We start from the raw sequence: 24088 nt of genomic DNA on the forward strand, positions 1-24088 counted from the left end.
GTGAAGCCGTCTTGGGTCGCCGCCGCGGCTGCGGTGAGGGCTTATGCGAGGGCCTGGTCGATTTGCTGGTATATCGAGGTCGAGGGCTCATGCGGCGAGCTGGCGTCCGGAGCCGGATGCTGACCTGGCTGCGGCTTACCTGCGGGCGCGGCGCGGGCGAGGAGGCCACGGGACTGGGCGAGGAGGGCGCAGGCAGGGGAGAAGCCGCTCGGGAAGGCTGTGGCGGTGGCACCTCCATCACCGGGCTTGGAGGCTCATCGACGGCTGCTGGGACCGCGGAGGACGGATCCCCGGCAGCGGATTTCGGTGCCGGGCCACCGGCCCAGCCGATCGCAGCCGCAATCGCAGAGGCGACACCCACGGTCGCGACGATGCCGATGGCCACCCGGCGAAACCCGCTTCGGTGTGCACCGGACGGGCCGCCTGCTCCGGTGGGCTTCGGAAGATCGCGAGCAGATTCGGCTGTCTTCGCAGGCGGGGAGTACGGTCTTTTCCGTATCGCGGCAGAGGACGGTTCGTTGGTCAAATCCAGCAGGTCGACTGCGTCTAGATCGTCGTCACGCCGATCCATGATCAGGGCCCTCCCCGGGGTGGAAGCGGTGCGGCGTGACCGGGGTCGGCTCGCTCGCGGCACCGCACTGTCGCCGCGCACCTTTCATGCCATTTCCCTTTGAGATCGGCGGGACAGAACCGCTAGGAGAGTGATCTACACTGTAAAGTACTGCGATTTGGTGCCAGAAATTTTTAAGGGCTGGTACACGCGGATCAGCCACTGATGTATGAGTCCCCGTAGCCAAAACCGTCCCTTGTGATGCGCCCATGACGTCCTCCCTTGCTTGTTTAGCGCGAGAAACACGGCCCATTCGCGTTTGTGAAGTCGGCCCAAACGTGATGTCTCCTCGCTGCTAGAGGGGATTGGGACAGTGCTTCATGTAGGTGATGGTCACGCCGACGGCTCCAGAGCCCTTGGTGCCTTTGTTGTCACCGGACCATGAGATCGACATATAGGTGCTTAAGGGCTTGCCGCAGTCGCCCACGTCCCCCGGGCTCACCTGAAGCGAGAAATCGATGGTCGAGCTCTGGCCGCTGTCGAGGGTTCCGCTACTGGGTGACGCGCTGACACCCGAGCCGCCGACACGCCAGGTGATCGACCCGGTCTGGCTGCTCACGGTCACCGAACCCTGCCGGCCGGTCCCCAGGTCGACCGAGGCGGTGGACGCAGAGAACGAGGGAGGCGGAGGGGGGGAGGTACTGGTCGGCTTGGACTGCGACTTCGAGGTGTGCTCGGGCGAAGGCTTCGGCGGCGAGGTGTTAGGCGGAGGAGGAGGGGTGTTCGGGCCGTTGTCGGCCGCTGGCGGGCCGGAGCGCTTCGGCTTGGCGACTGGTCTGCTGGAGGGCTGGGAACGGTGGGGCCGCGGCGACGCGAGCGGCACGGAGTCGCGGGGCCGGATGGCCGCACGCTGGGTATCGTTGGGTGCGGCGGCGTCGACGGGACCACGAGCGCCCGCTGGGCTGTCGGTGCGCGGGGGAGGCGGAGGGGGTGGCGAGTCGACCAGGGGCGGCAGCGAGTCATCGGCCGTGAGGCCGACGATCGTGTCTCCGGCCGCCTTCATGTCGATCGGCTGTTTGCTGCTGGAGTTGAACAGCAGTGACCAGATCACGGCCGCCGAAGCCACCGACACCATGGTGACCAGGCCAACGCGCCCCCAGCGGATGCGGCTCTCGGGATCGGCGGCCTCCGGGTCGGGCGCCCAGAAGTCCGTGGGCGGCTTTTGCCCCTCGGCTCGATCGGGCGCGAAGCCCTCCTCCACCGTCAACGGCGACTGTGGGGGCGGAGGGTCCTCCAGCGCGTCGGGTTGCACGGGGAAACCGTCCGGGTGCCAGCCCTCACTGCGGGTCTCCGCGGCAGTGACCGAGGCATCCAGGCCAGCGGAAAGCCGTTCCGACGGAGCGGGGCTCGCCAGGATGGGCATGCGTGACAGCAGGGTGGTGATGGATCGCTTCGGTGGGGCGTCCTGGCAGTCCTTGCAGGCGCGCACGTGTCGGCTGATGTGCGCGCGTAGCAACCGGGTCGGCGATTCCACCCAAGACTTCACCAGGTCGGCCAGCACCGAGCACCTTGGGGTAGCGCTTCTGGCGCCCATGACGGCGGCCAGCCACTGCTCAGCGTTGTGCCTGCCCAAACGCGCTGCTGACTCCACTGCGTGCACCGGGATATCGAGTACCCGGGCCATTTCATCCGGCGAGAGGCCGTGGCGCAGGGCCAAATCGAGAATCTCGCGCTCACGCGGCTCTAGGCAGGCCAGCACCTCGACCGCCAGCTCCGGGCGTCCGCCGCGTCCCTGCCGGGCATAGGAACCAGTGCGCGTGACGCTGGCCAGCCTGGCCTGACACTCGGCGCGGGCCAGGGAGTACAACCAGGCACGTAGACGCCTGGCGTCGTACAACCGGTTGGCGTGGGTCACCGCCCCGTAGATGGCGCCCACCGTAGCCGACAGTGCATCGTCGTCGTCCAGCAGGGAACGACAGTAGTCGTAGAGACGATCGCCATAGTCGCGGCACAGACGCTCCAGGGCGGCGGGATCACCCCTCAACACACAGATCAGCGCTCCTGCCGTAGGTCGGTCGGACGACAAAATCGGGAAAGCGGCTTGAGCCGTACGGGTTGGCCCCAAATACGGCGACGAGCCGTCCACATTGCAACAGAGCGGTGGGCACGGCGCGTCGTGCCTTGAGGGATCGGCGCCGACGGACTCACGACAAGGCGATCACCTTGGTCGCCGGGACCGCGACCGGTGATGCGGGCGCCGTCTGCGCCAGCGAGCGCTGCAGTCGCGGCGATCGCGGGGCCGCATATTTCCACCTGAGTGCCCTCACGGACGGTCCCATCGGCGGCGGCCGAGAGCCGGCCTGATGGTCGAGCCAGTTCCTACGGCGCCGATGACCGCCGACTACCGGGTGCGGGGAGCAGCAGCCTCCATCCAGACTGCAAGTGGCTCCCAGACCCGTGAGGCAAGGCATCGTGATGACCGCGCCCTGCGCGTCACGAAGGATCACCCTCAAGTACAGCTGCCGTGCGGAGCTGGCCGAGTCCGTAACGCTGAGCGCAGTCGGCTGCCACATTGTCACGGTGATCACGGGCGGGGCGCCCCTTCGGGAACCCATAGCGCGCCGTCCAGACTGCTCCAACAGGCCAGCCCATCAGGATGCTCGGCGTTGTATGCGGGGGTCCACCAGCGGCCTTTGACACCGACCTTCTCCCGGAACTGCCGGATGTGCTCCTCCCAGTCGCCGCCTGGGACGACATGGTGGTAGTACTCCTTCACTTCCATCTGCCGTCGCAGCATGGTCGCGGCGTCGGGCCCGGGCTCATACCAGCAAGGCCGGGGGCGGTTCTGGTCCCGTTTGCTGTCGCGGTTGTCAGCGATCTTGCCGACCGGGGGCGCTGATGCCTGGTCCCGGGGGATCGGGACGGCAGCGCTGGTTGAAGTGGCCAGGAGCGAGAAGATCACGATCGCCGTGAGAGCTCTCATCAGATTCCTTCGCAGAGGACGGCAGCAGGGGGTGAGGGCTAGCGTTCACCCCATGGAGGTCAGAGGCCTGCGAACCTAGGACAACGGTGACGAGCTGCGCCCAGGGGCGGTGTAGTTCTGTCATCGAGTTGTGATCGAAGGTAGCCGGCGAGTTCATCTACCAGCGGCGACGCGGATAGCCCGCCCTATTTTGGTGGGCCGTAGTGGGAGTAATAGGTGGTACCTAAATGGTCGCCCGTTGCTGTGAGGCCAACCGGTGTTGGCCGCTGCCACGGGAGGAGCGCCGCTGGCGCATCCTCGCACTGGATGGTTGCCGACCGACCGTGCTGTCGCCCGGCGGTCCCCAGCCATGGCGGACCGGTGAGTGCTCAGCTCTGACCGCCACGGAAAGCCTTAGGTCGAGCAGGTCAGGCCGGGGATAGTTCCTCCAGCAGCATCTGGACCTCGTCAGCCTGAGGAGAGCCCATCTTCGTCAGCAACTGGCAGGCGTGGGATAGATGGCGCTGCGCCTCGGCCCCCTCGTCCAAAGCGATGGCGATCTTGCCCAGCCACGCCGAAGCGGTTGCTTCCATTGCGCGGGCGCCGACCAGATAGGCGTATTTCGCCGCGGTCTCCAGTTGGATCTTTGCCCGCTGAGACTTGCCCTGCACCGCAGAAACCTTGGCCCACTCGAGCAGCACACCCGCCTGATTGAACAGGTCGTTGTCCTGCGCGAAGCTCTGGAATGCTTCGAGCAACATGGTGGTGGCCTGCTGGTAGCGACCCGCATCGCCCAGCGCCGCGCCGATCCGCCGCGTGATCAACGCTTCACCCTGGGGGTGGCCTAAGTAAGCGAACATGGCGTGCGCCCGCTTAAACACCTCCAGCGCCTCATTCACCCGTCCGAGTTCCACAAGGGCGGCACCCAGGCCCTCCAGCGCCAAGGCTTCGCCGCGCAGATAGCCGGCGTCGTGCTCCAGGCACGCGGCCTGCTCGTACAACGCCGCCGCGTCGGTGAAGCGGGCCACCCCCTGGTAGGCCGCAGCCAGTGCCCGCATCATCTGCGCCAACGCTCGCGCGGACGTGGACAGATGGGCCGACTCCAAGGCGAGTTCATGGGTGCTCACCCAGACGCCGTAAGCGGGGCGGTAGAGCAGAAGTGCGCCCAGAGTCTCGCACAGTTGCCAGGGCAGGTGATGCATGCCTTGCTGATGGGTGAGGTTGATCATGTGCTGGATCGTGGGCAGGTGCTGTTCGAGCCAGTCAAGAGCCGCTGTCGCGCGGTCGAAGGCTGGCCGCTGGGTGTGCAATGCCGCGTAGGCAGGACCGAGGTGCTGGCGGTGGGGCATGACCACCAGGTCCGCGCGTGCCGCGTCACGTATTAGGTCCTGCGCTTGCACGGGGAGCGGACGGGCGTCGGCCTGGGGTGCGTCGTTCATTTGCTCGTTCCCTTGTGGTCGTCGCGGCGTAAGTAGGTGGCGGCAGGGGTAATGACCCGTGGCTATGCAGGCGAGATCGAGCACCGGATGTTGCCCACTTCCGGCACCGCTCCGCGATCTCGCAGCAAGATCAATGTTGGCGAGCTTGGGCACCACCGCGTCACCCAGCTTCAAGCGGCAGCGACGAGAAGCGTAGAAACGCGCCGCGACCATCGGCCGGCCGAGTGGTGCTCGAACTCATCGACACCACCTCGCGGCCGGGCAGGGTGGTGTCGGCACTCACCAACATCTGGTGCCCGCACTCGGCGACGAAGCCAGACCCGTCAGTGTGGCGTGTCGACGAACAGGCGCGCATCCTGCTGCTTGCGGATCGACAAGACGGACGCTGGCGCCTGTCTAGGACGAATCAGTGATCGAGAGAGGACAGGTCAGGCGCCTTCTCGCCACTACCTGCCCGGCCGGTTGATCCTGACCCGCTACATCGGCAGTCGTCGTCGGGCGGCGGACGACTCTGTCGCGGGAATCGGCAAAGCCAGCAACAGAGGGGTCACGGTGTGTGACATCGGTCGGGGATCCGCGACTCACCGGGTGACCATCCTGCGGGTATCTCATAGGGTCATCGTGATCAGCTGCAGGCCGGTGCGGTCACCAACATCGGTGATCTGCACCGTCGCACCCACGCGTTGTGCCAGGGCCATGTAATCGCTGTGAGTACGCTCCTGTCCGCCCCATAACATGACCGCGCCTTGCATGTCCGTGGCCAGGACCCCCTCGGGTATGAGCCGGTCGACCAGTACCGCGATGGCGCCCGTACCACGAAGGTGTCCCAGCAAACGCAGCACAGCGGCGCCGCCCGCGTGGCTACGGATGGCGCTGCCCAGCAGATAGACCCCCGCGCCGCGAGGGCTGAGGGCCATCAGGTCACCGCCGGCCACCCGCACGCGATGGGCCAGCTTGCGGTACCAACGGCGCGTGGAGAGCATCTCCGGCCGATCGACCAGCACTGCGCTAAGGGACTGCTGAACCTGCAGGATGTCGGCCAGCAGTAGGCCACCGCCGCCGGTGACATCCACCACGGTGGTGGCGGCCGCGAACAGCGATGACTGTCCAGCAAGGCGAGAGGCCCCCCGTTGTGCCCACCTGGCCATGTAGTGACCGGCCAGCACTCTGATCACAGGGTTTCGCAGCAGGTCCTCGTAGGCGAGGCCGTAGCAGCCGCCCAGCGGGCAGACCCGGATACCCGTCGCTGGGGGAAGTCCCCTCACGGCCTGCTCCCATCCCGGTGCACCAGCGACCAGCACGGCCGGGCGCATCCGATGCCCGCCTGAACTGGCTGACGTGCTCGCCTGTCCCAGCGGGCCCAGCGTGTACCGCTGCCTGATACGGATGAGGACGCCCTCCGGCAGTTGCCTGAGTGTCCGGGTCAGGGACGACTCGGTTACATCGCACCGGTGGGCCAGTTCCGACGCTGTCAGCGGACCTGCGGCCAAGTGGTCGAACAGGCCGACATGCGTGCAGGCCAGCGCCGCAGCGAACTGGTCGACGATGGTGGCCCGCTGCGTCGTCAGCTCACTGGCCGTCGTCAGCGTGAGGCGCGAAGGCGACCACGGTCGCACCATGGTCGTCGCGCCCGCAGTGCCTGCGACGGCACCACCTACTGCGGGGGAGGGCCTCAGGGGCGTCGCGCCCTTCCCGCAGCCACGTGCGAGCGTTGACAGCTCATCGTTGAGCTCCATGCAATCTGCGCCTTTCATTTTCCGGCAATTGGCGTCAATATCGCGGCGGCAGAGCGGCCCAATACCAGACCAGTGCAGCTGTCTACCGGGCCGGTGTCAGGCGATGACCGGGGGGAGCGATACGGCAGCAGATCAGCGACAGGCCCCAGGGCAGTGGCTGGATCGCCAAGTCGAACCGATAAGCCGGCGGACTTTAGCAGCGCCGTGTACTCGTCGGTGGTCTTTGCCCTGGCATCGAACACGGCGAGCATGCACAGGGCTACATCGCGGGGGGATGGAGCTGGTCGCCGCTCGGCAGCAGCGAGTCGCCCAGCCACAGGCGGCCGTGCGGTGCCCGCATCGGGAACGGGAGGTTCTGCGCCTCTTCTCTTGCCGGTTTGACCGCGGCTCCGTCGAGTAGTGGCACGTCCTCAGTGCTCTCTGCTGCTTGTGACCCATCACGCGGCCGGCCTGATCTCCGCGACACCGCCCAGCAGATGCCACCGGCCCGAACTCTCATCCCCCTGGCGAGCGCGGTGCGGATGCCACGATGACACCTCCACCACTCCAGGCCCGAGCAACCTTGTGCCGCCGAACAGATGGCGGATCTGCTCGGCGGACCTGAGATAGAGGGGACTCGACGTCTTGGCGTACACGGCTGCGGCCGCGGAGGCGTCCTTGGGGTGTAAGCCATCACCACACAGATGAGAGATCACCAGGAAACTCCCGTCGGGCATCGCCGCACACAACTGCTCGACGATCGCGCCAGGATCCTCCTGGTCGGACAGGTGGTGCAAGACCGAGGTCATCACGAGACCGACACCAGAGCCTGGTATCCACTCGGACAGCAGACGCGCCGCCACCGAGGTAGGCTGACGAAGATCAGCCTCAACGATCACAGCCGAAGGCTCTCTGAGGAGCGCACGGCCGTGCACCAGCACTATGGGGTCGTTGTCGACGTACACCGTGTGAGCGGACGAATCAACTCGCACGGCGACCTCATGGGTGTTGGTCCCATCGGGCCCGGGCAATCCCGAGCCGAGATCGGCTATCAAAGCGGTGCCACACGCGACAACATGCCTTACCGCGGCGATGACAAAGGCTCGACCGGCCAGCGCGACCTCTGCCGCGTTCGGGGCGATTCGCAGCAGTCCAGCCGCTGCGGCTCGATCAACGGGGAAGTGCTTCTTACCCCCTTGCAACACTTCGCACAGTCGGGCGCTGTGCGACCGATCCACCTGGAGCAATGGCCCTGTCGCCCTCATATCACCTCAGCCCCTGCCTGCTCTGCGACCAGTGACCGCGAGCAACCGGGACTGGGTCACGAGTCGCAGCTCCATGCCTTCAAAACCGGCCATGCGTTGCATCGCTCGGCGGATTCCGTTCTCTGACCTTGACAGCATCGCCGGAGGCGAGGACAGAGGCGACTCCCAATTCGGTTAACATCAGGGATCGTCACTGACCTGGATCAATACTGAGGAGATCGTGCTCAAGTGACCTGTTAGGGTCTACTACACCAGGCGGAGCAACAGGCATGGATCGCCGCACCGATGGGCAGGAGGTTGAATCGCGCTGATGTCGGTTAATTCACGCGATCGTGGCCGTCGCTCTCAAGAGCTCATCAGCCGGGGCTTTACCCGGGAGCAGGTTGCCGCGATCTGGGAGGCACAACACCCGAACATCTCCCCTCGTGTTGCTTTCCGCTGGGCGCACAACCTCACCCAGGAGCAAGTGGCAGACCGGTGGAATGCGCTCGACCCTGGCACTGTGACGATGACCAAGGCCCGGATCAGCCACTTTGAATGCTGGCCGGAGACCAGCACTGGCCGCCGCCCGGCCGTCGCCCAGCTGGACATGCTCGCCCGCATCTACCAGACGACAGCTCGGCAGTTACTCACCAGCAAGGAGTATGACCTTTACGGCGCCAAGAGCCAGGCGGCGATCAACCGGATTGACCATCGGCCGCTCGGCGATGGCCGAAGATCCCATAATCCGCAAATCGAGCCGAACAACGTCCCACCCAGCGAGCCGGTATCCGAGCTGTGCGATTTGGCAGGGGATGGAATCCTCGCCGCCGTGAGACTCTCTGCTGAGGGAGAATCCCCGAGACTAGAAGAAATCCTCAGGACCTGGGATGAGACTATGCGGCGACGCGACCTTTTCACACTTACCGGAGGCATGGCGGCGACGTTCCTGACCCCGGCCGCACCGGCAACGTTCTCGTTGCCGGAATTCGGTCCGCAGCTATACGCGATGTGCGCGCAGTTGACGGCAACCTACCGTCAGATGGACAACATGCTGGGGCCCCACGCCGTGTACGGACAGGCCGTAGATCATCACAAACAGCTGATCAGGTGGCTCCGGTACGCCGAAAGCATCAAGGTGCGGAAGCATCTCAGCGCGTTGGCCGTCGATGCCGGCGGCTTGGCCTCGTGGCTGTGCCTTGATCTGGAGCAATACGACCAGGCGTTCCACCTGGCCCGTCAGTCTGCCGCCATCGCGCAGGAGCACGATCATGATGTTGGCCGGCAGGCTTACATGGTCGGACGGATGAGTCGCATCCTGTCCGAGTGCGCTCGCTTCGAGCAGGCGTTGCAACTGGCTGACGAGGCGATGCGGCTTGCCGGCAGCAAATCGGCCGCGGTACTGATCTCATGGCTCGCAGTCACTCGCGCGTTCATCCACGCGTGTCTGGGGGATGATCGGTCATGCCGAAAAGACCTGGATACGGCTGCTCAGTTTCTGGAGCGCGCGGAAGGGCAACCTGCGGAGAACTACCTCGCGTTCCATGATCAAGCCCATCTCCTCAAGATGCAGGGACTCTGTCTTCTCAAACTCGGCGAGCACTCATCGTCGATGGTGACGGAGGGGCGGCTGGCGATTGATCGGGCGTTTGCCACATGGCCGGCAACGGCCGTTCGCGCCTCAGCGGAGGTGTTGGCCGCTCGAGCCTCAGCGCGTATAGCGCAACGCGAGATACCGGAGGCCGCATCCTTGACCGGCCAGGCCTACAGAATCGCCATGCGAACGCAATCACCTCGCAACCTGCGCGCCGTCGCTCATCTGCGCCTTCGACTGCGTCCCTACCGGCATACCGATGCGGTCAGGGACCTGGACGACCAGCTCGCTCTGTGAGTAGGCGAGATGGGGTCTTACTGGTTCTGCTCGGCGCCATATGGGGGGCTATCTACCCGCTGACCGCTGTCGTGCTTCGCGACCTACCCGTTTCGGTGGTCGTCATCGCTCGTACTGGTTTGGCCGCGATAGTGCTGACTCCGTTGGCCCTCCGCAGCGGGGCGCTGAAGGCCGTGCGGGGCCGCTGGAGGGCAGTGTTGGTCGCAGCACTGGTACAGGTCGCCATCCCGTTGGCCTTACTGACTGGCGCGCAGCAGTACGTGTCCGCCGGGCTGGCCGCGATTCTCGTCGCCACCCAACCGGTTTGGGCAGCAGTATTGAGCGCCACTTTCAATAACGCTGTACGAGTACGGCAGATGACCGGTGTGCTGATCGGGTTGAGCGGGGTGATCGTGCTCTTCCTTGGCGACATCGACATTGGCAGCAGCAGTGGGTGGGCGGCAGTTGCACTTGTGGCCGCAGCAGTTTTCATCGCCGCAGGCGCGCTCTGGGTTGAAAGAACCCTTTCTGATGTCCCTGCGCTAGGAATCGCCACAGCTGCCATGGCAATCAGTACCGTGGTGATAGCACCATTTGCGGCCGTGGTGACAATCTCGCCGCCACCGCCATCCACGCTCGGATTACTGCTGATTCTTAGTGTGGTGTCCACCGCTGGAGCGCTGGTGCTCTTCTACACTTTGATCCGTCGCATCGGCGCTGTACGTGCGAACCTCGCCGGATATTTAGATCCGGGATTCGCGATCGGCTACAGCATAATCTTTCTTGGCGACCGTGCCACCCCGACCGCACTCATCGGCTTGTTCTTCATCCTTGCGGGCTCCTACATCGGTGCCATGAGCCGCTGACCTCCAGGAGCAGATGAGTGCACATGCTGGCGCGCCCCATAGACCCCACCGTCCATACTCTGCTGGGCGGCCCACGCGGCAACGGCGTGCTCAAGGTGGCGGGCTGGACGCGGGCAAGGTGACCGCGTTCATGGTGGAGCATTACCGGGACCGCAACAGCTGGTCGGCGAAGGCGATGGTGACGTCGCTGCGGGCGTTCCTGCGGTTCGCTCACGCGACCGGGCGGACGGCCCCGTCCCGCTGGCGGGCGCGGTCCCGGCGGTGGCGTCCTGGCGGCTGGCGTCGCTGCCGCGCGGCCTGTCGGGGGCCGAGGTGGACGGGCTCGTGGCGGCGACCGACCGCCAGGCTGAGGTGGGCGGTGCAGTGGGCCACGGAGGCGAGGTCCGCGGATAGAGCATGGGTTGAAGCCGTTCTGTACGCCTCGTCCGCATACTGGGCATGAACGGGCACGCGCCTTCTGGACAGGGCGAGCGCCGACTACGCCGGGCATCCGGCGGGAGAGAGGGCCGAGCAATGACCCGGTGGAGCGACTATACGACTGGCGAGCGGATCAAAATTCTGCGCGCGGGGATGACCCAGGAACAGCTCGCCGAGGCGACTGAGCTGTCGGTCGCGACGATCCGCAAGGTTGAGCGAGACCTGGGGGGTGGGTTGCCGTCGCTCTTGAGGATCTCGGCCGCGCTGCACACAGACGTGTCGGTGGTGCTCGGCCAGCAGGAGCCCCGTCGAGCGATGCGCCGCGACGACCGGGCAATGTTGCGAGAGCTGTCGCGGGCTGTCCACGACACCGCGGCCGGGGTTGGCGGCGACCTTGAGCCCGTGTCCGCCGGCGAGGTGACGGCCGGGCTCGCGGCGGCATGGGACCGATACCGCGCCGGGCAGTACGCCACGGCGGGCGCGTTGGTGGCCATCGCCGTCCGGCAGGCCGCGGCCGTCGCCCATACGATGCCTGTGGGCAGGGAAGGAGCAGCCGCGTCGGTGATGGCCGACGCCTTCCGGCTGGCGTCCTACGTCGCCAATCAATTCGGCGCCCGCGACCTGGCCTACGCCGGAATCGGGCATGCCGCCGTACAGGCTGAGCTCGCGGGCGATGAGGTGCGGTCGGCGATGGTTGCTTCGGGAAGGTCGTGGATCTACCTGCGGGACGCCCGCCTCGACCAGGCGTCGGTCACGGCCGAACGTTCCTATCTGATGATCGAGCCCCGCTACAGCGACAACGATCCCGAACTTTTGGCCACCTACGGGTGGCACGTGACGTTCGCGGCGGTCGTGGCGGCCCGCGATGGGGACGTGACGCGGGCCGACGACCTGCTCTCCCAGGGGCACGCGGTCGCGGCGAGAATCGGCCGGGACGTGTCGGTCAACGGGACAGCGTTCGGCCCGGCGACCGTCCAAGCCCAAGCCGTCGGCCTCCAGGTGTCGACCGGACGGCCCGGCAAGGCCCTGGAAACCTACGCCACGATGGGCGACACCTCCGCCCTCACCCCCGCCGCCCGCAACCGGCTCCACCTCGACGTCGCCCTCGCCCTCGCCGAGACCCGCCAATGGGACGCCTCCCTCGACACCCTGCTGGATGTATGCACCGCCAGCCCCGACTGGGCCCGCCACCAGGCACTCCCCGACGTCATAGCCCGCCGCGCCCAGCACGCCAACCCCACCGCCTCCCGCTACCGCAAACTCGCCGCGATCCTTGGCACCTCGCACACCGGCCACTGACAACGGTCTCCGGTTGATACGCCCCGTATCACTTTCACCCAGCGTGATCACATCAGTGACACATGGCGTGCCTTCACGCTCGCGACCGGCCGGCTCATCGTGGGGTCAGGCCGAGTCGTTCGGCTGAAAGCGGTTCGCCGGTCGGGCAGCATGAGAGCCCGCCACCGGGATGACTCCCGGGGCATCCGGGGGCCGCCTGCGCCACGGCGGCCCGTACGCATCGTGAGAGGGCATCCTTATGAGCGTTGGCACGATCGCTAGCGAGAGTCTCCGCAACGAGATGGTCGACCGCCTGGCAGCCGATCATCATGCGAAGGGTCTGGCCCTGCGCCCCGAGGTGGAGGCCGCGATGCGGACCGTCCCCCGCGAGCTGTACACGCCGGGTATCCCTCTGGAGGAGGCGTACGAGAACACCGCGATCATCACCAAGCGGGTCGGTGAGGAGAACATCAGCTCGGTGTCGGCTCCGTTCCTGATCGCGGAGATGCTCGGTCAGGCGGCGGACGCGCTTGGCCGCATGGAGGGCCGGCATGTGCTTGAGGTTGGCAGTGGTGGTTACAACGCGTCGCTGCTGCGTGAACTCGTCGGCCCCGCCGGGTCGGTCACGACCGTCGACATCGACCCCGACGTGACCGACCGGGCCGCCGCCTGCCTGGAGGCGGCGGGCTACAACGACGTCATCGTGGTGTGTGCGGACGCCGAACAGCCGATCGAGCCGGGCCGCCGCTACGACCTGATCATCGTCACGGCCGGGGCGTGGGACGTGGCGCCCGCGTGGCGCGACCAGCTTGCCGAAGACGGTGTGCTCGTCGTGCCGCTGCGTACGTTCGGGATGACCCGATCATGGGCGCTGCGACGCTCAGGGGACCATCTGGTCAGTGAGAGCCACCGCCAGTGCGGGTTCGTCTCCGTACAGGGTGCCGGAGCCCACGAGGTGCGATACGTCGACATCGCCGACGGTGTCCACCTGCGGCTGGATGAGGGCCAGCAGATCGACCCCGCCGTTGTCGCTGACATCCTCACCAAGCCCCGGGAGGAGGCGTGGGCCGGACTGAGCCTGCCGCCCCGCACCGTCCTGGCCGACCTGAACTTGTGGCTGGCGACCCACCTCATATGCGAGGTGCAGGAGTTCGTGGTGCTGTCGGCGCAAGAAGGGGCCGTCAGTTCCGGCATCGTCGCCCCCTCGTGGCGGTTCGGCACCCCTGCCACCCTCCACGACGGCACGTTCGCCTACCGGTCGGCCCTGCGCTGGACCGGCAGGCTTTTCGATCTCGGCGCATACGCCCACGGGCCCGAGGCCGCCCTGGCGGCCGGGCGGATGGTCGAGCACATGCGCGCGTGGGTGGACGCGGGCAGCCCGTCTCCGGTGCTGCATGTCCTTCCCGCGCCTGCCCCCGACGGCGACTTGCCGGACGGGGTGGTTCTGGACAAGCGGCACAGCCGCCTCGTCCTCGCCTTCACCCCCGATGAGAAGGGAACCCGCTGATGGAGTATGAACTGAACCTCCGCCTGGTCGACGCCGGGCCCGCCGCGAGCGGTTACGCCACCAGCACCGACGACAACTGCGGCTCGGGCGACACGGGCTCGGACGCCTGCTCGGGCGACGGCTCCAGCTGACCCGCCCACCCATCGGGCCCGGCCTTCAGAGGCCGGGCCCTCCCCTTCCTTCTGCTAACCCCGGAACGCGGTGCGAGAGATGTTCCAAGCGGCGGAGGCGGCGTTGATCAGGGCCGCCTCCTACCCTCGAGATCTGACGCTGCCCGCCTGGCCCGACCTGACCACCGACCAGCCCAAGGAATGGCTGGAGTGGCTGCGGAAGGCGTGGGCGCTGCCGGAGTTCGCTGCCGCCGTCGTGCAGGCCGCGCCGCAGCTGGCCGCCCAGATCACCCGCGCCTTGGCCCACGAGCCGATTCAGACGCGCAGGCTACGGCGCCTGGTGGAGGCGACGGTCCGGTATCTGCTGAGGTGGACGACCCGCGCGACCCCATTTGGCAGGTTCGCCGGCGTGGCTCCGGTCGAGCTCGGCCCCCGCGCGGTGGTCCGTTGGGGGGAGCGGCACCACGACGTGGCCCGCCCCGACGACCACTACATCGCCGAGTACACGGCTGCGGCCGAGCGGGACCTGCCGACGCTCCGCACGGTCGCGGTGGTAACGAACGCGCTGGGGTACGCCCGGGGCGGGATGTGGGTGCTGCCCTGCGCCCGCGCCAGCGACGAACGGATATGGGATGTCGAGATCGACCTGACCAGCCCGGTGCGGTTGGCGGTCGAGACGGCCAGCGCCCCGATCGCGTTCGGGGACCTGGCGGCCAAGGTGGCCGAGGAACTGGCCACCGACACCTCGGCCGACACCCCGGCGGCCGAGGGGCTGCTGGTCGCGCTGGTGAACGCGGGGGTGCTGCTGTCGGCGGTCCGGCCGCCGATGACTGTGACCGACCCGGCCGCGCACCTCGCCCGCAACATCGACCTCCCCGATCCCGGCAACAGGATCGCGGTGGATCTGCGGGTCGACTGCTCGGTGACGCTGCCCCCTACGGTGATCCGCGAGGCTCGGGCGGCCGCCTCCGCGCTTGCCGCCGTCGCATCGCACCTGCCCGGCTGGGCCGCCTACCATCGCGCGTTCATCGAACGGTGGGGCCCGGGCGCGGCCGTACCGCTGCGCGACGTCTTGCGCATTCTCGGGTTCCCCGCCGGGTACCGGGGCTCCCCCCGCCGTGACCCGGCAGCGTTCACCGCCCGCGACACTGTTCTCGCGACGCTCGCCCAGCAGTCGGCCGTGGACGGCTGCGCCGAAGTGGTACTCGATGACGACCTGATCGAATCGCTGCGCGGCGACGACGACCGTCCGCCGATCCCGCACACCGAACTGCGGTTCACCCTCGCCGCCGGAACACCACGAGACCTCGATCGAGGCGCGTTCATGCTGACGGTGGTGAGCGGGGCCCGCCACGCGGGCGTCGCAGCCACACGGTTCCTGCACCTGCTCACCCCACCCGAACTGGAGCGTTTCCGCCGCGTCTACGCGAGCCTGCCAACCGCCATGCCCGGCGCGGACACGGTGCAGTTGTCCGGGCCCCCACTCGACACTCGCCTGGCCACCGTCGCCCGCACGCCCGAACTACTGCCTGTCCTGCCCGTCGGCGACTTCCACCCCGATCCGTCGTGGACGCTGGAGGACCTGGCGGTGGCCGGCGATGGTCAGCGGCTGTGGCTGATGTCACGCACCACCGGGCGGCCGGTCGAGCCGTTGCTGGTCAACTGCGTGCTCCTGCCGACCGGCCAGCAGCCGCTCATCCGGTTCCTGACGGAGATCTGGACAGCGTGGACGGCTCCGTGCAGTCGGTTCGACTGGGGGCACGCCCGCGGTCTGCCGTTCCTGCCACGGATCCGGCGGGGCCGCTCCATCCTGCACCCGGCCCGCTGGACCATCCCCGCGACCGCGCTCCCCGCCCGCACCGCGACGTGGCCGCAGTGGCGGGCCGCCTGGCAGCGGCACCGCGAACGGCAACGGCTGCCGCGGGTGGTGCTGATCGGCGAGAACGATGTGCGGCTGCGCCTCGACCTGGACGAGAACGCCCACCTGGCGGTGCTGCGGAGCCACCTCGACCGGCACGCGAGCGCCGTCCTCGTCGAGGCCGGCGGGCCGTCAGACTGGATTGACGGCAGACCAGCCGAACTCCTGCTCACCCTCACCCGCACCCCACCGCGCCACCGGCCGCCGACCCGACTGGTCCATCCCGCCAGCACCCTTCAGCATCGGCCCGCCCTGTCGCAGTGGCTGGACGCCCGCCTTTACGGCCGATCCGACGACGTCCTCGCCCGGCTTGCCGACCGGCCCGCGACCGAACTGCCAGAGGGCTGGTGGTTCCTGCGCTACCCCGACCCCGAACCCCATCTGCGGCTACGGATCCCGCTGCGCGCCACCCGGTTCGGGGACGCGGCTCACGACCTCGCTATGTGGGCGGAGCGGCTACATGACGACGGACTGCTGCGCGACTACACCTTGCACACCTATCGGCCCGAGACCCGCCACGGGACCGGGCCAACCCTTGCCGCGGCCGAGGCGGTGTTCGCCGCCAACTCCCGCGCCGCCCTTCAGCGGCTGTCCGGCGACCGGCAAGCCGCCACGGCCGCAGGGATGATCGCTATCGCCGACGCCTTCACCGGCGATGGCCTGCGCTGGCTCTCCGAGCGCGCCCCCCGCCGCAGCGGCCCGCGCCTGAAAGCCACCCAACTCGCCGCCGCCCGCCACCCTTACGGAGACGACGATCTGCGCACGGCGCTGGCCGCCTACCGGGCACTCGCCGACCGCGACGGCCTGGACACCGACCAGGTGCTGGCCGACCTGCTGCACCTGCACCACGCCCGCATGATCGGCGTCGACACCGCGTCCGAGCGGCACTGCCTGCGCCTGGCCCGTGCTATCGCCCGCGCCGACATCGTTCGGGGGACGTCATGACGGCAGGCCAGTCCCTCGCCGACGGGGCGGCGGGAATCGCCCTCCTCCACCTGGCAACCGACAGTTGGGAGGCGACGTACGCGGCGCTGGAAGAAGCAGTCGCCGGCGGTGTCAGCGTCGCCGGCGGCGCCAGCCTCTACTACGGCGCTCCTGCCCTCGCGTTCGTCCTCGCCTCTTCCGACCAGCCCAGTCTCGCCCGAGCGCGAGCGACCGCAGCCGTCGGCCTCAAGGCGGTGACGCGCCATCGCCTTGAGGCCGCCCACCGCCGCATCGACCAGCACCGGCAGCCGGAGTACGCCGAGTACGATCTGATCCGCGGTCTGACCGGACTAGGCGTCGCCCTGCGCCGGGCCGGCGATCTCGATCTGCTCCGCGAGGTGCTGACCTACCTGGTACGCCTCACCGAGCCGATCGGGCCGCTGCCCGGCTGGTGGTGCCGCCACGGACCCCACCGCGAGGACGTGCCCGGCGGCCACGGAAACTTCGGGATATCTCACGGCATCTCGGGCCCTCTCGCCCTCTTAGCCCTCAGTCACCTTGATGGCGTCCACGTCGACGGCCACGCCGAGGCGATCGGACGGATACTCCGATGGCTGGACTCCTGGCAGCGCCAAACCGACAACGGCGCCGCGTGGTGGCCGCAGACCATCACCCTCACCGACCTCGAACGCGCAGAGTCCGCCCAGGCCGGCCCGCTACGCCCATGCTGGTGCTACGGCACCCCAGGCATCGCCCGCGCTTGCCAACTCGCCGCCCGCGCCATCACCGACCCCGCACGCCAGGAAACCGCTGAAGCCGCATTCGGCGCGTGCGTGAGCGACCCCCATCAACTGGCCCGCCTCACCGACCGGGGCCTGTGCCACGGGACCGCGGGACTCCTAGCCACCGCCCGTCGCATCGCCGCCGACGCCCGTACCCAGATCCCCCTCACCCTGATCGAGAAAAACCACCAGCACACGCCGGCGGCCTCCGACGAACCCGCCGGACTCCTGAACGGAACAGCAGGCATCGCGCTGGCCGAGACCGCAGAAGCCGCCACCGGCTGGGACGCCTGCCTCCTTCTCATCTGAAAGGCCGACCATGGACGACGCCACGGACGGCACCGGCACCCGGTGGCGGCAGATCAACATCACCTACCCCGGCAACGGCCGCGACCGCGAACAGCACGCCTCCACCCACCTGACCCGCATCCTCCCCACCGCCGAAACCGCCGGAACGATCACCGCATGGTGGTTCATCCGCAAAGGCCCGTGGCGCATCCGCTACCAGCTCCCCGACCCGACACGGCCCGACCCAGTGCGCGGCCTACTCGCCGACGGCATGCGGTGGACGAGCGATATCTACGAGCCGGAGACCCACGCCTTCGGTGGCCCCGACAGCATGAACACGGCTCACGCCCTGTTCCATGGCGACAGCCGCCACCTGATCGACTTCCTCTCCGGCGACGCGCCCGACCGGCGGGAACGCTCCCTCATCCTGCTCACCACGCTCATGCGAGCCGCAGGTCTGGACTGGACCGAACAGGGCGGCGTGTGGGCACAGGTCGCCGAGCAGCGAGCGCCCCTCCTCAGCCAACCACCCGACCCCACCACATGGGCGCAGTTCACCAGCGGCGTCCGCCGACTCCTGCTCGGCACTGCCCACCCGGGCGCTCTCCCCGACAGCTGGCTGGCCGCGTTCCAGGAAGCGGGCGGCGCGCTACGGCAGATCAGAGAACGCGGTGATCTCACCCGAGGGATCCGCGCGGTGACCGCCCTGCACGTGATCCACCACTGGAACCGGATCGGGCTCCCCGCGAGGGGTCAAGCCATGTTCGCACAAGCCGCGAAAGAAGCAGTGTTCAGCGCTGCACGTCGGCCGGAAGGTGTGACAGACAGCTGACCCGATAACCTTTCAAGATCACCGCTGCCGCCAATTTCTGCATTGAGAATCCGGTCTTGAAGGCCGAAGGCATTCCGCAGGTTCTGATAGCCGGGACTACCAGTAACCTCGCGCTCCATCGTACCTGCAACGGCCGCGAGACCTTCCTCCTACAGCGGCTGCAGAACAGGACAACCGCGCACTGAGGTGCCCCGGGTCGATTGGAGTCTCCCAAGACTGGAAGGATGGGAGCCGTGCCCGCAGTGCCCCCAAGAGCTTCGTGATCGTGCCGTCAAGATGGTGTTCGAGCTGCGCCAGGAAACCGGTGAGAAGACCGGGGCGATCGCGCGGGTGGCCGATCGGCTCGGCATTCATCGTGAGGCGCTTCGCACCTGGATACGGCAGGCGGCAGTCGACAGCGGGCAGCGGCCGGGCACGACGACGAGCGAGGCACAGTGAATTGCCGAGCTGGAGCGGGAAGTTCGTGAGCTGCGCCGGGCCAACGAGATTCTGAAGGCGGCCTCCGCGTATTTCGCCCGCGAACTCGGCCCGAGGCTACCGCGCTAGTCGAGTTCATCGACCTGCATCGGGATCGGTTCGGTGTCGATCTGATCCGCGCGGTCCTGGATTTTGCTCCATCCACCTACCACGAGAGAAAACGACGCGAACGTGAGCCGTCCGCCCGCGAGCTTCGCGACGAGGAATTGAGAGCCGAGATCATGCGGGTGTGGGATAGGTCATGCGCTTGCACGGGGAGCGGACGGGCGTCGGCCTGGGGTGCGTCGTTCATTTGCTCGTTCCCTTGTGGTCGTCGCGGCGTAGGTGGGTGGTGGCAGGGGAAATGCGGCGGGGGAAACCTTAATCGGCTCAGTCGAAGAGCCCCTTAATCAGGAAGAGCTGCGCTTCGTCCGGGCGACCGCCCGCCACCGGCGCGCACTGCTCCCGCGCCTACGTGGAAAGGACGGGCGCGCGTGCGTCGCCCGACTCGTCCGCATCACGATCTGATCCTTGAGGGACAATCTCGGTCGGCTAATGCCGCCGGTCGTATCTCTGGTACTCGGTGAGCACAACGAGGCGGGTACCGCGCGGCAACAGCATGCTCAAGGTGGCGGGATGGGCGCCTCGCTGCCGCTCGTCGTGAACGGCGTTGCGTGGGGCGGGGAATTGCGTAATCACGAATGACACTTAGCCCGACGGTATTTAACAGACCCCTGGTTCCGCTCATCGGAAATATGTACTGGCTACGCGACATTACCTTTTCCCTATTGAAAGGGCGGCAATATCCGGAGCGGACTCGGCATCTCTATGTGATCGCCGGTCAGTTGTGCGGGCTACTCGCCAGTGTGCAGTGATCTTGGACATTACGAGGCGGCTGACACCCATGCCCGTGCGGCGTGGCTGTCTGCGGAATTATCTGGGCATGACAAATTGCGTGCCTGGATACTTTCCACCCGTAGTCTGATCGCGTTCTGGGATGGCCGTATTCGCGATGCCGCCCGGTACGCTGAGCAAGGAATTAGTTTCACTGCATTTGGTGTGGAATTAGTGCGACTTCGAAGTCTGCAAGCGCGGGCCTATGCCAAACTCGGAGATGAGGCTCGTGCTCGATGCTTTTTCCAGGGAGCCGAAGAAGCGCGGCAGCATGTGCAGGACGAGCACCAGTACGAAGGTATGTTCGATTTCTCGTTGGGAAATCAGGAGCGGTGCGCAGGGAGCTCGTATCTATGGTTAGGCGTTCCCGCCCTGAGCGTGGCCTCTCTGGAGCGGGCTTTGAAGTTTTTTGAGCATGAAGCCCCTGCCACGGGAAAGGTACCGTCATACGCCCACACCATCGTGACTCGGCTGGACTTGACATTGGCTCACCTGCACAATGGTGACTTGGATGGTGCGCTGGAGGTCGTCCGGCCAGTTATCGGGCTGCCCCCTGACCTGCGGCTGGCTGGCGTGGTGCGTCGCACGCATGCCCTCAGCCGGGTTTTGGCCGCGCCGGCGCTGAGGTCGACCCCTCGAGCTCAGGAGTTCGCTGAACAGATGGAGGATTTCAACGTCCACAACGCGGCCCGTCAGCTAACCAACAGCAAGCGGGAAGAAGTCTCTTGAGCGTTCGCCCTCATATGTCCATGTCGTTGACTGTACTGGGGTGTCAGACTCCCTATCCGAAGCCCGATCAACCCTGTTCGGGATATCTCTTGCGGATGGGGCCGAGCATCGTATGGGTCGATGCCGGGCCCGGGACCTTTGCTGAGCTCCAGCGGCATGTGGGGCTCGCCGATATCGACGCCATCTGGATCAGCCACCTTCACCCTGATCATTGTGCAGATCTGCTGTCCGCCTGGAATGCCTTCGTCAATACGCCCTCTCTCTCAAGGCCTGTGGTATTCGGGCCGCCAGGATGGGTTGAAAGGGTGGACGCGATGCTGGGTCAAGACGGAGCGGTCGGCAGCGTCTTCATTACTCAGGAAGTGTGCGACGGAGACGCGTTACGGATCGGATCTGTCGACGTCTCCGCCTGGCAGGTCGAGCATAGCGTCCCGGCTTTCGGGCTTCGAGCCCAATATCGTGACCGGGTCTTCGCTTACTCGGCCGACTCAGGTCCTTGCCCGCAGCTGGCCGACCTGGCGCGGAGCGCACATGTGCTCGTGATTGAGGCAGGTGCGGATACACCTCAGCCGCACCATTGCACACCCGAGGAGGCTGGTGATGTCGCCACCGCTTCGCAGGTGTCGCGCGTCATCTTGACCCATGTCTCACCTGGGGTGGCGCCCGAGCACGCTCTCTGGCGTTTGCAAACCCGGTTCGCCGGATCCGCTGACCTTGGCCGGTCAGGACTGACCGTCCCGGTGTGACCGTCGCATTCGGAAAGAGGAAGGTCACGTTGCCGCACTGCGGCAACGTGACCTGTTTCGCGGCGTCCTTCCGGCCAGGGACGGCCTGTGGGTCAGTTGGCGGAATGACCGAGAAGGACCGGCAGGGCGCGGTGTCCGTTGGAGATGAAGGACTCGAGTGGCGGGAGCCGGTCTGCGGGCTCGGCGAGAGCGAGGCCGGGGAAACGGTCGAACAACGCGGGAAGAGCGATCTGCGCTTCCAGGCGGGCCAGGGGAGCGCCGAGGCAAAAATGCGGACCGTGCCCGAACGACAGATGCTTGTGCCGGGTCGGGCGGCCGATGTCGAACCGGTCGGCGTCCAGGCCGTGCAGCTCAGGGTCACGGCCGGCGGCGGCGTAGCCGATCATGATGGCGTCTCCGGTTCGGAACACCAGTCCGCTGGCTGTGTCGACGATGTCCTCGATGGCGAAGCGCATGATCAGGTTGGCGACCGGTGCCTCCTTGCGGAGGGTCTCATCGATCACATCTTGCCAGGAGGCTTGGCCCGCGTGGACGAGGGCGAGCTGGTCGGGGTGGGCGAGCAGGTTCACGATGGCGTGGTCAAGGAGGTTGACGGTCGTTTCGTGTCCGGCGCCGATGAAGAGCAGAAGCGTGTCCAGGAGCTCCTGCTCCGAAAGCTCGGAGTTGTCGCGGTCGTCGCGAGCGGAGATCAGGGCGCTGGAGAGGTCGTCGCCGGGGTAACGGCGTTTGGTGGCGATGAGGTCGGTGAGCATTGCGTAGATCTCATGGGCGTTGGCGGTGGCCTGTTCTTCGGTGAGGTTGGTGGCGAACAGGCCGCCGACGGTCCGGCGGAACCCCTCGTGGGACTGTTCGGGAACGCCGAATAGCTCACTGATCACCTGCAGGGGCAGCAGGTAGGCGAACCGAGCCCGCAGATCGACGGTGCTTGCGGCCGGGACGGTGGCCAGGTGATCGAGGAGATCGCTAGTGATCTTTTCGATCTTCGGGGTGAGTGCTGTGGTCCGGCGCGCGGTGAACGCTGCGGACAGCAGGCGGCGTAGCCGGGTGTGCTCATCACCGTAGGCGGTCAGCGCATTGTGGACTTGTACCCAGGGTCGCAGGGGCCAGCTCTGCGGTATGTCCCCGTTGACGAACGCCGGCCAGTGCTGGTGGGCGTCTTTGGACACGCGGGAGTCGCTGAGCAGTCTCTTGATCAGGCCAGGGTCGGTTACTGCCCACGCCACCACGCCACCAGGGAGCTCAACCAGCGCCGCGGGCCCTTGGGAGCGGAGGGCGCGGGCTTCGGCGTGGATGTCGCGACCGGTGGCGTCGAGGCGGTACGGAGGGGCGGGGGAGTGCTGGGGGTCCATGAGTCTCCTGACATCGCGACGGGCGGGAAGACGACAGGCAGTGCGGTCCAGCCGCTGTGGAAGGTGCCGGGCCGGCGGCCGAGCTGCTGGGCGGGACAGGCGAGCTCCAGGCCGGGCAGCCGGTCCAGGATGCGTTCGACCGCGACCTCAGCGATCACGCGGGCGAGGTCGGGCGCGGGGCAGCGGTGAGCGCCGGCGGAGAAGGCCAGGTGTGCCTCGTTGCCGGCCCAGTGAGCGTCGTTCAGGCGCAGCGAGGGGTCGGTATTGGCCGCCGCGAAGGAGATGAGGATGGGGACGCCCGCGGGAATCAAGATGCCCTCGTAGATGGTGTCCTGGCGCGCGTAGAGGGGGCTGTAGTTGGCCATCGGCGGGTCGTTCCACAGCACGTAGTCCAGTGCCCCGCCGACGGACTGGGCCCCGTCCAGAACCGACCCGGCGAAACGGTCATCGGTCAGCATGAGTGTGAGGGCGTTGCCGATGAGATTGGTGCTCGGCACGGTACCGGCGCCGATCAGGAGCAGGATCTGCTGGATCATCTCCGCATCGGTGAGCTGCGCCGGATGTGCCAGCAACCAGGAGGTCATATCGGCGCCCGGGGTCTGGCGTTTCAGCTGCGTCAGCTCCAGGCATGCGCCTTCCAGTTCGGCGTTGGCGGCCGCCGCGTCCTGCGCGGTGTCGAAGAGCTTGTCCAGGCTGGTGACGATCCGATGCCCGATCGGCCCGGGACAGCCGAATAGATCGAACAGGATCGCCATCGGCAGGCGGGCCGCGTAGTCGCCCACCAGGTCGGCGCTGCCACGGGGGGCGATGACGTCGATCAGGCGGTCGGCGGAGCCGGTGGCGAGCCCTCGCAGGGCGTGCAGGTCGACGCCGAGCAGGGTGTCGCTGATCGCGCCACGTAGCCGGGTGTGCTCCCAACCGTCCTTCCACAAGGCGTTGTTGCGTTCCATCATCATCATCCGGGCGGGGCTGTCGGCGGGTACCTCGCCGGCGGCAAGCGCTCGCCAGTGCTGGGGGCTTTTGGCGAACTGGCCCGAAGTGTTGCGCAGCAGGTGCAGCGCCGCGGCGTACGTCGTGGTGATCAGCCCCTGTACGCCGGGTGCGATTTCCACGGGCGCGATGCCCCCTATGGAGCGCAGACGCCGGTACACCGCCTGCGGGTCGGCCGAGAAGGCCTCCCCGTACAGCCGCACCACAGATCCGGCGTCCTCG

At 67.2% G+C, this 24088-nt stretch carries 19 protein-coding genes; 11 read left to right on the forward strand and 8 right to left on the reverse strand.

What is annotated here, in order from left to right:
* Window positions 1-905: 905 nt before the first annotated feature.
* From DQ384_RS38560 to DQ384_RS38580, 6 genes are all read right to left on the reverse strand, one after another.
* On the reverse strand, window positions 906-2597 hold the full coding sequence (locus DQ384_RS38560; RefSeq protein ID WP_181871656.1) for an RNA polymerase sigma factor: 1692 nt from the start codon (window positions 2595-2597) through the stop codon (window positions 906-908).
* Window positions 2598-3134: 537 nt separating this feature from the next.
* Window positions 3135-3533, reverse strand: coding sequence for a hypothetical protein (locus DQ384_RS38565; protein WP_114033839.1), 399 nt, complete (start codon window positions 3531-3533; stop codon window positions 3135-3137).
* 407 nt (window positions 3534-3940) lie between these two features.
* Window positions 3941-4951 (reverse strand): tetratricopeptide repeat protein, encoded by a 1011-nt coding sequence (locus DQ384_RS38570; protein WP_114033840.1) that lies wholly within the window; start codon window positions 4949-4951, stop codon window positions 3941-3943.
* A 608-nt stretch (window positions 4952-5559) separates the two neighbouring features.
* Complete coding sequence (locus DQ384_RS38575) at window positions 5560-6687, reverse strand: methyltransferase (protein ID WP_181871657.1); 1128 nt, start codon at window positions 6685-6687, stop codon at window positions 5560-5562.
* 259 nt (window positions 6688-6946) lie between these two features.
* Window positions 6947-7093 (reverse strand): hypothetical protein, encoded by a 147-nt coding sequence (locus tag DQ384_RS41905; RefSeq protein ID WP_181871658.1) that lies wholly within the window; start codon window positions 7091-7093, stop codon window positions 6947-6949.
* Between the two features lie 31 nt (window positions 7094-7124).
* Window positions 7125-7931: an SAM-dependent methyltransferase gene (locus tag DQ384_RS38580; protein ID WP_114033842.1), complete on the reverse strand. Its 807-nt coding sequence runs from the start codon at window positions 7929-7931 to the stop codon at window positions 7125-7127.
* A 310-nt stretch (window positions 7932-8241) separates the two neighbouring features.
* On the opposite strand from DQ384_RS38580, the gene DQ384_RS41910 reads away from it, so the two are divergent.
* From DQ384_RS41910 to DQ384_RS38635, 11 genes are all read left to right on the forward strand, one after another.
* The gene (locus DQ384_RS41910; RefSeq protein WP_181871660.1) at window positions 8242-9801 is read left to right on the forward strand and encodes an NsdA family TPR-like regulatory protein; all 1560 of its coding nucleotides are present in this window, start codon (window positions 8242-8244) and stop codon (window positions 9799-9801) included.
* Window positions 9798-10646 carry a DMT family transporter gene (locus DQ384_RS38585; RefSeq protein WP_181871661.1) on the forward strand — a complete coding sequence of 283 codons (849 nt, stop codon included), beginning with the start codon at window positions 9798-9800 and terminating at the stop codon, window positions 10644-10646. Before DQ384_RS41910 ends, DQ384_RS38585 begins: the two co-directional genes overlap by 4 nt.
* 513 nt (window positions 10647-11159) lie before the next feature.
* A complete protein-coding gene (locus DQ384_RS38595) occupies window positions 11160-12362 on the forward strand; it encodes a helix-turn-helix domain-containing protein (protein ID WP_114033844.1) in 1203 nt (400 codons plus the stop codon).
* 238 nt (window positions 12363-12600) lie between these two features.
* On the forward strand, window positions 12601-13848 hold the full coding sequence (gene fxlM / locus DQ384_RS38600) for a methyltransferase, FxLD system (protein ID WP_114033845.1): 1248 nt from the start codon (window positions 12601-12603) through the stop codon (window positions 13846-13848).
* Complete coding sequence (gene fxlA / locus DQ384_RS38605) at window positions 13848-13979, forward strand: FxLD family lanthipeptide (RefSeq protein ID WP_114033846.1); 132 nt, start codon at window positions 13848-13850, stop codon at window positions 13977-13979. Before fxlM ends, fxlA begins: the two co-directional genes overlap by 1 nt.
* Before the next feature lie 79 nt (window positions 13980-14058).
* Entirely contained in the window at window positions 14059-16821 is a 2763-nt protein-coding gene (locus tag DQ384_RS38610) for a lantibiotic dehydratase (RefSeq protein WP_114033847.1), read from the forward strand.
* Window positions 16818-17891, forward strand: a complete 1074-nt coding sequence (locus tag DQ384_RS38615) for a lanthionine synthetase C family protein (RefSeq protein ID WP_114033848.1) — start codon at window positions 16818-16820, stop codon at window positions 17889-17891. Before DQ384_RS38610 ends, DQ384_RS38615 begins: the two co-directional genes overlap by 4 nt.
* A 10-nt stretch (window positions 17892-17901) precedes the next feature.
* A complete protein-coding gene (locus DQ384_RS38620; RefSeq protein WP_114033849.1) occupies window positions 17902-18702 on the forward strand; it encodes a thiopeptide-type bacteriocin biosynthesis protein in 801 nt (266 codons plus the stop codon).
* Between the two features lie 276 nt (window positions 18703-18978).
* Complete coding sequence (locus DQ384_RS41915) at window positions 18979-19140, forward strand: transposase (RefSeq protein WP_181871662.1); 162 nt, start codon at window positions 18979-18981, stop codon at window positions 19138-19140.
* A gap of 882 nt (window positions 19141-20022) precedes the next feature.
* The gene (locus DQ384_RS40715; RefSeq protein ID WP_147269066.1) at window positions 20023-20781 is read left to right on the forward strand and encodes a hypothetical protein; all 759 of its coding nucleotides are present in this window, start codon (window positions 20023-20025) and stop codon (window positions 20779-20781) included.
* Window positions 20782-20801: 20 nt separating this feature from the next.
* A complete protein-coding gene (locus tag DQ384_RS38635) occupies window positions 20802-21527 on the forward strand; it encodes an MBL fold metallo-hydrolase (RefSeq protein WP_181871663.1) in 726 nt (241 codons plus the stop codon).
* Window positions 21528-21619: 92 nt separating this feature from the next.
* Here DQ384_RS38635 and DQ384_RS38640 read toward each other — a convergent pair whose 3' ends face one another.
* Both DQ384_RS38640 and DQ384_RS43460 read right to left on the reverse strand, forming a co-directional pair.
* A complete protein-coding gene (locus tag DQ384_RS38640) occupies window positions 21620-22750 on the reverse strand; it encodes a cytochrome P450 family protein (RefSeq protein ID WP_245967073.1) in 1131 nt (376 codons plus the stop codon).
* On the reverse strand, window positions 22735-24072 hold the full coding sequence (locus DQ384_RS43460) for a cytochrome P450 family protein (protein ID WP_245967074.1): 1338 nt from the start codon (window positions 24070-24072) through the stop codon (window positions 22735-22737). Before DQ384_RS43460 ends, DQ384_RS38640 begins: the two co-directional genes overlap by 16 nt.
* Window positions 24073-24088: the final 16 nt, after the last annotated feature.

The sequence above is a fragment of the Sphaerisporangium album genome, from assembly GCF_003323745.1.
Taxonomy (GTDB): domain Bacteria; phylum Actinomycetota; class Actinomycetes; order Streptosporangiales; family Streptosporangiaceae; genus Sphaerisporangium; species Sphaerisporangium album.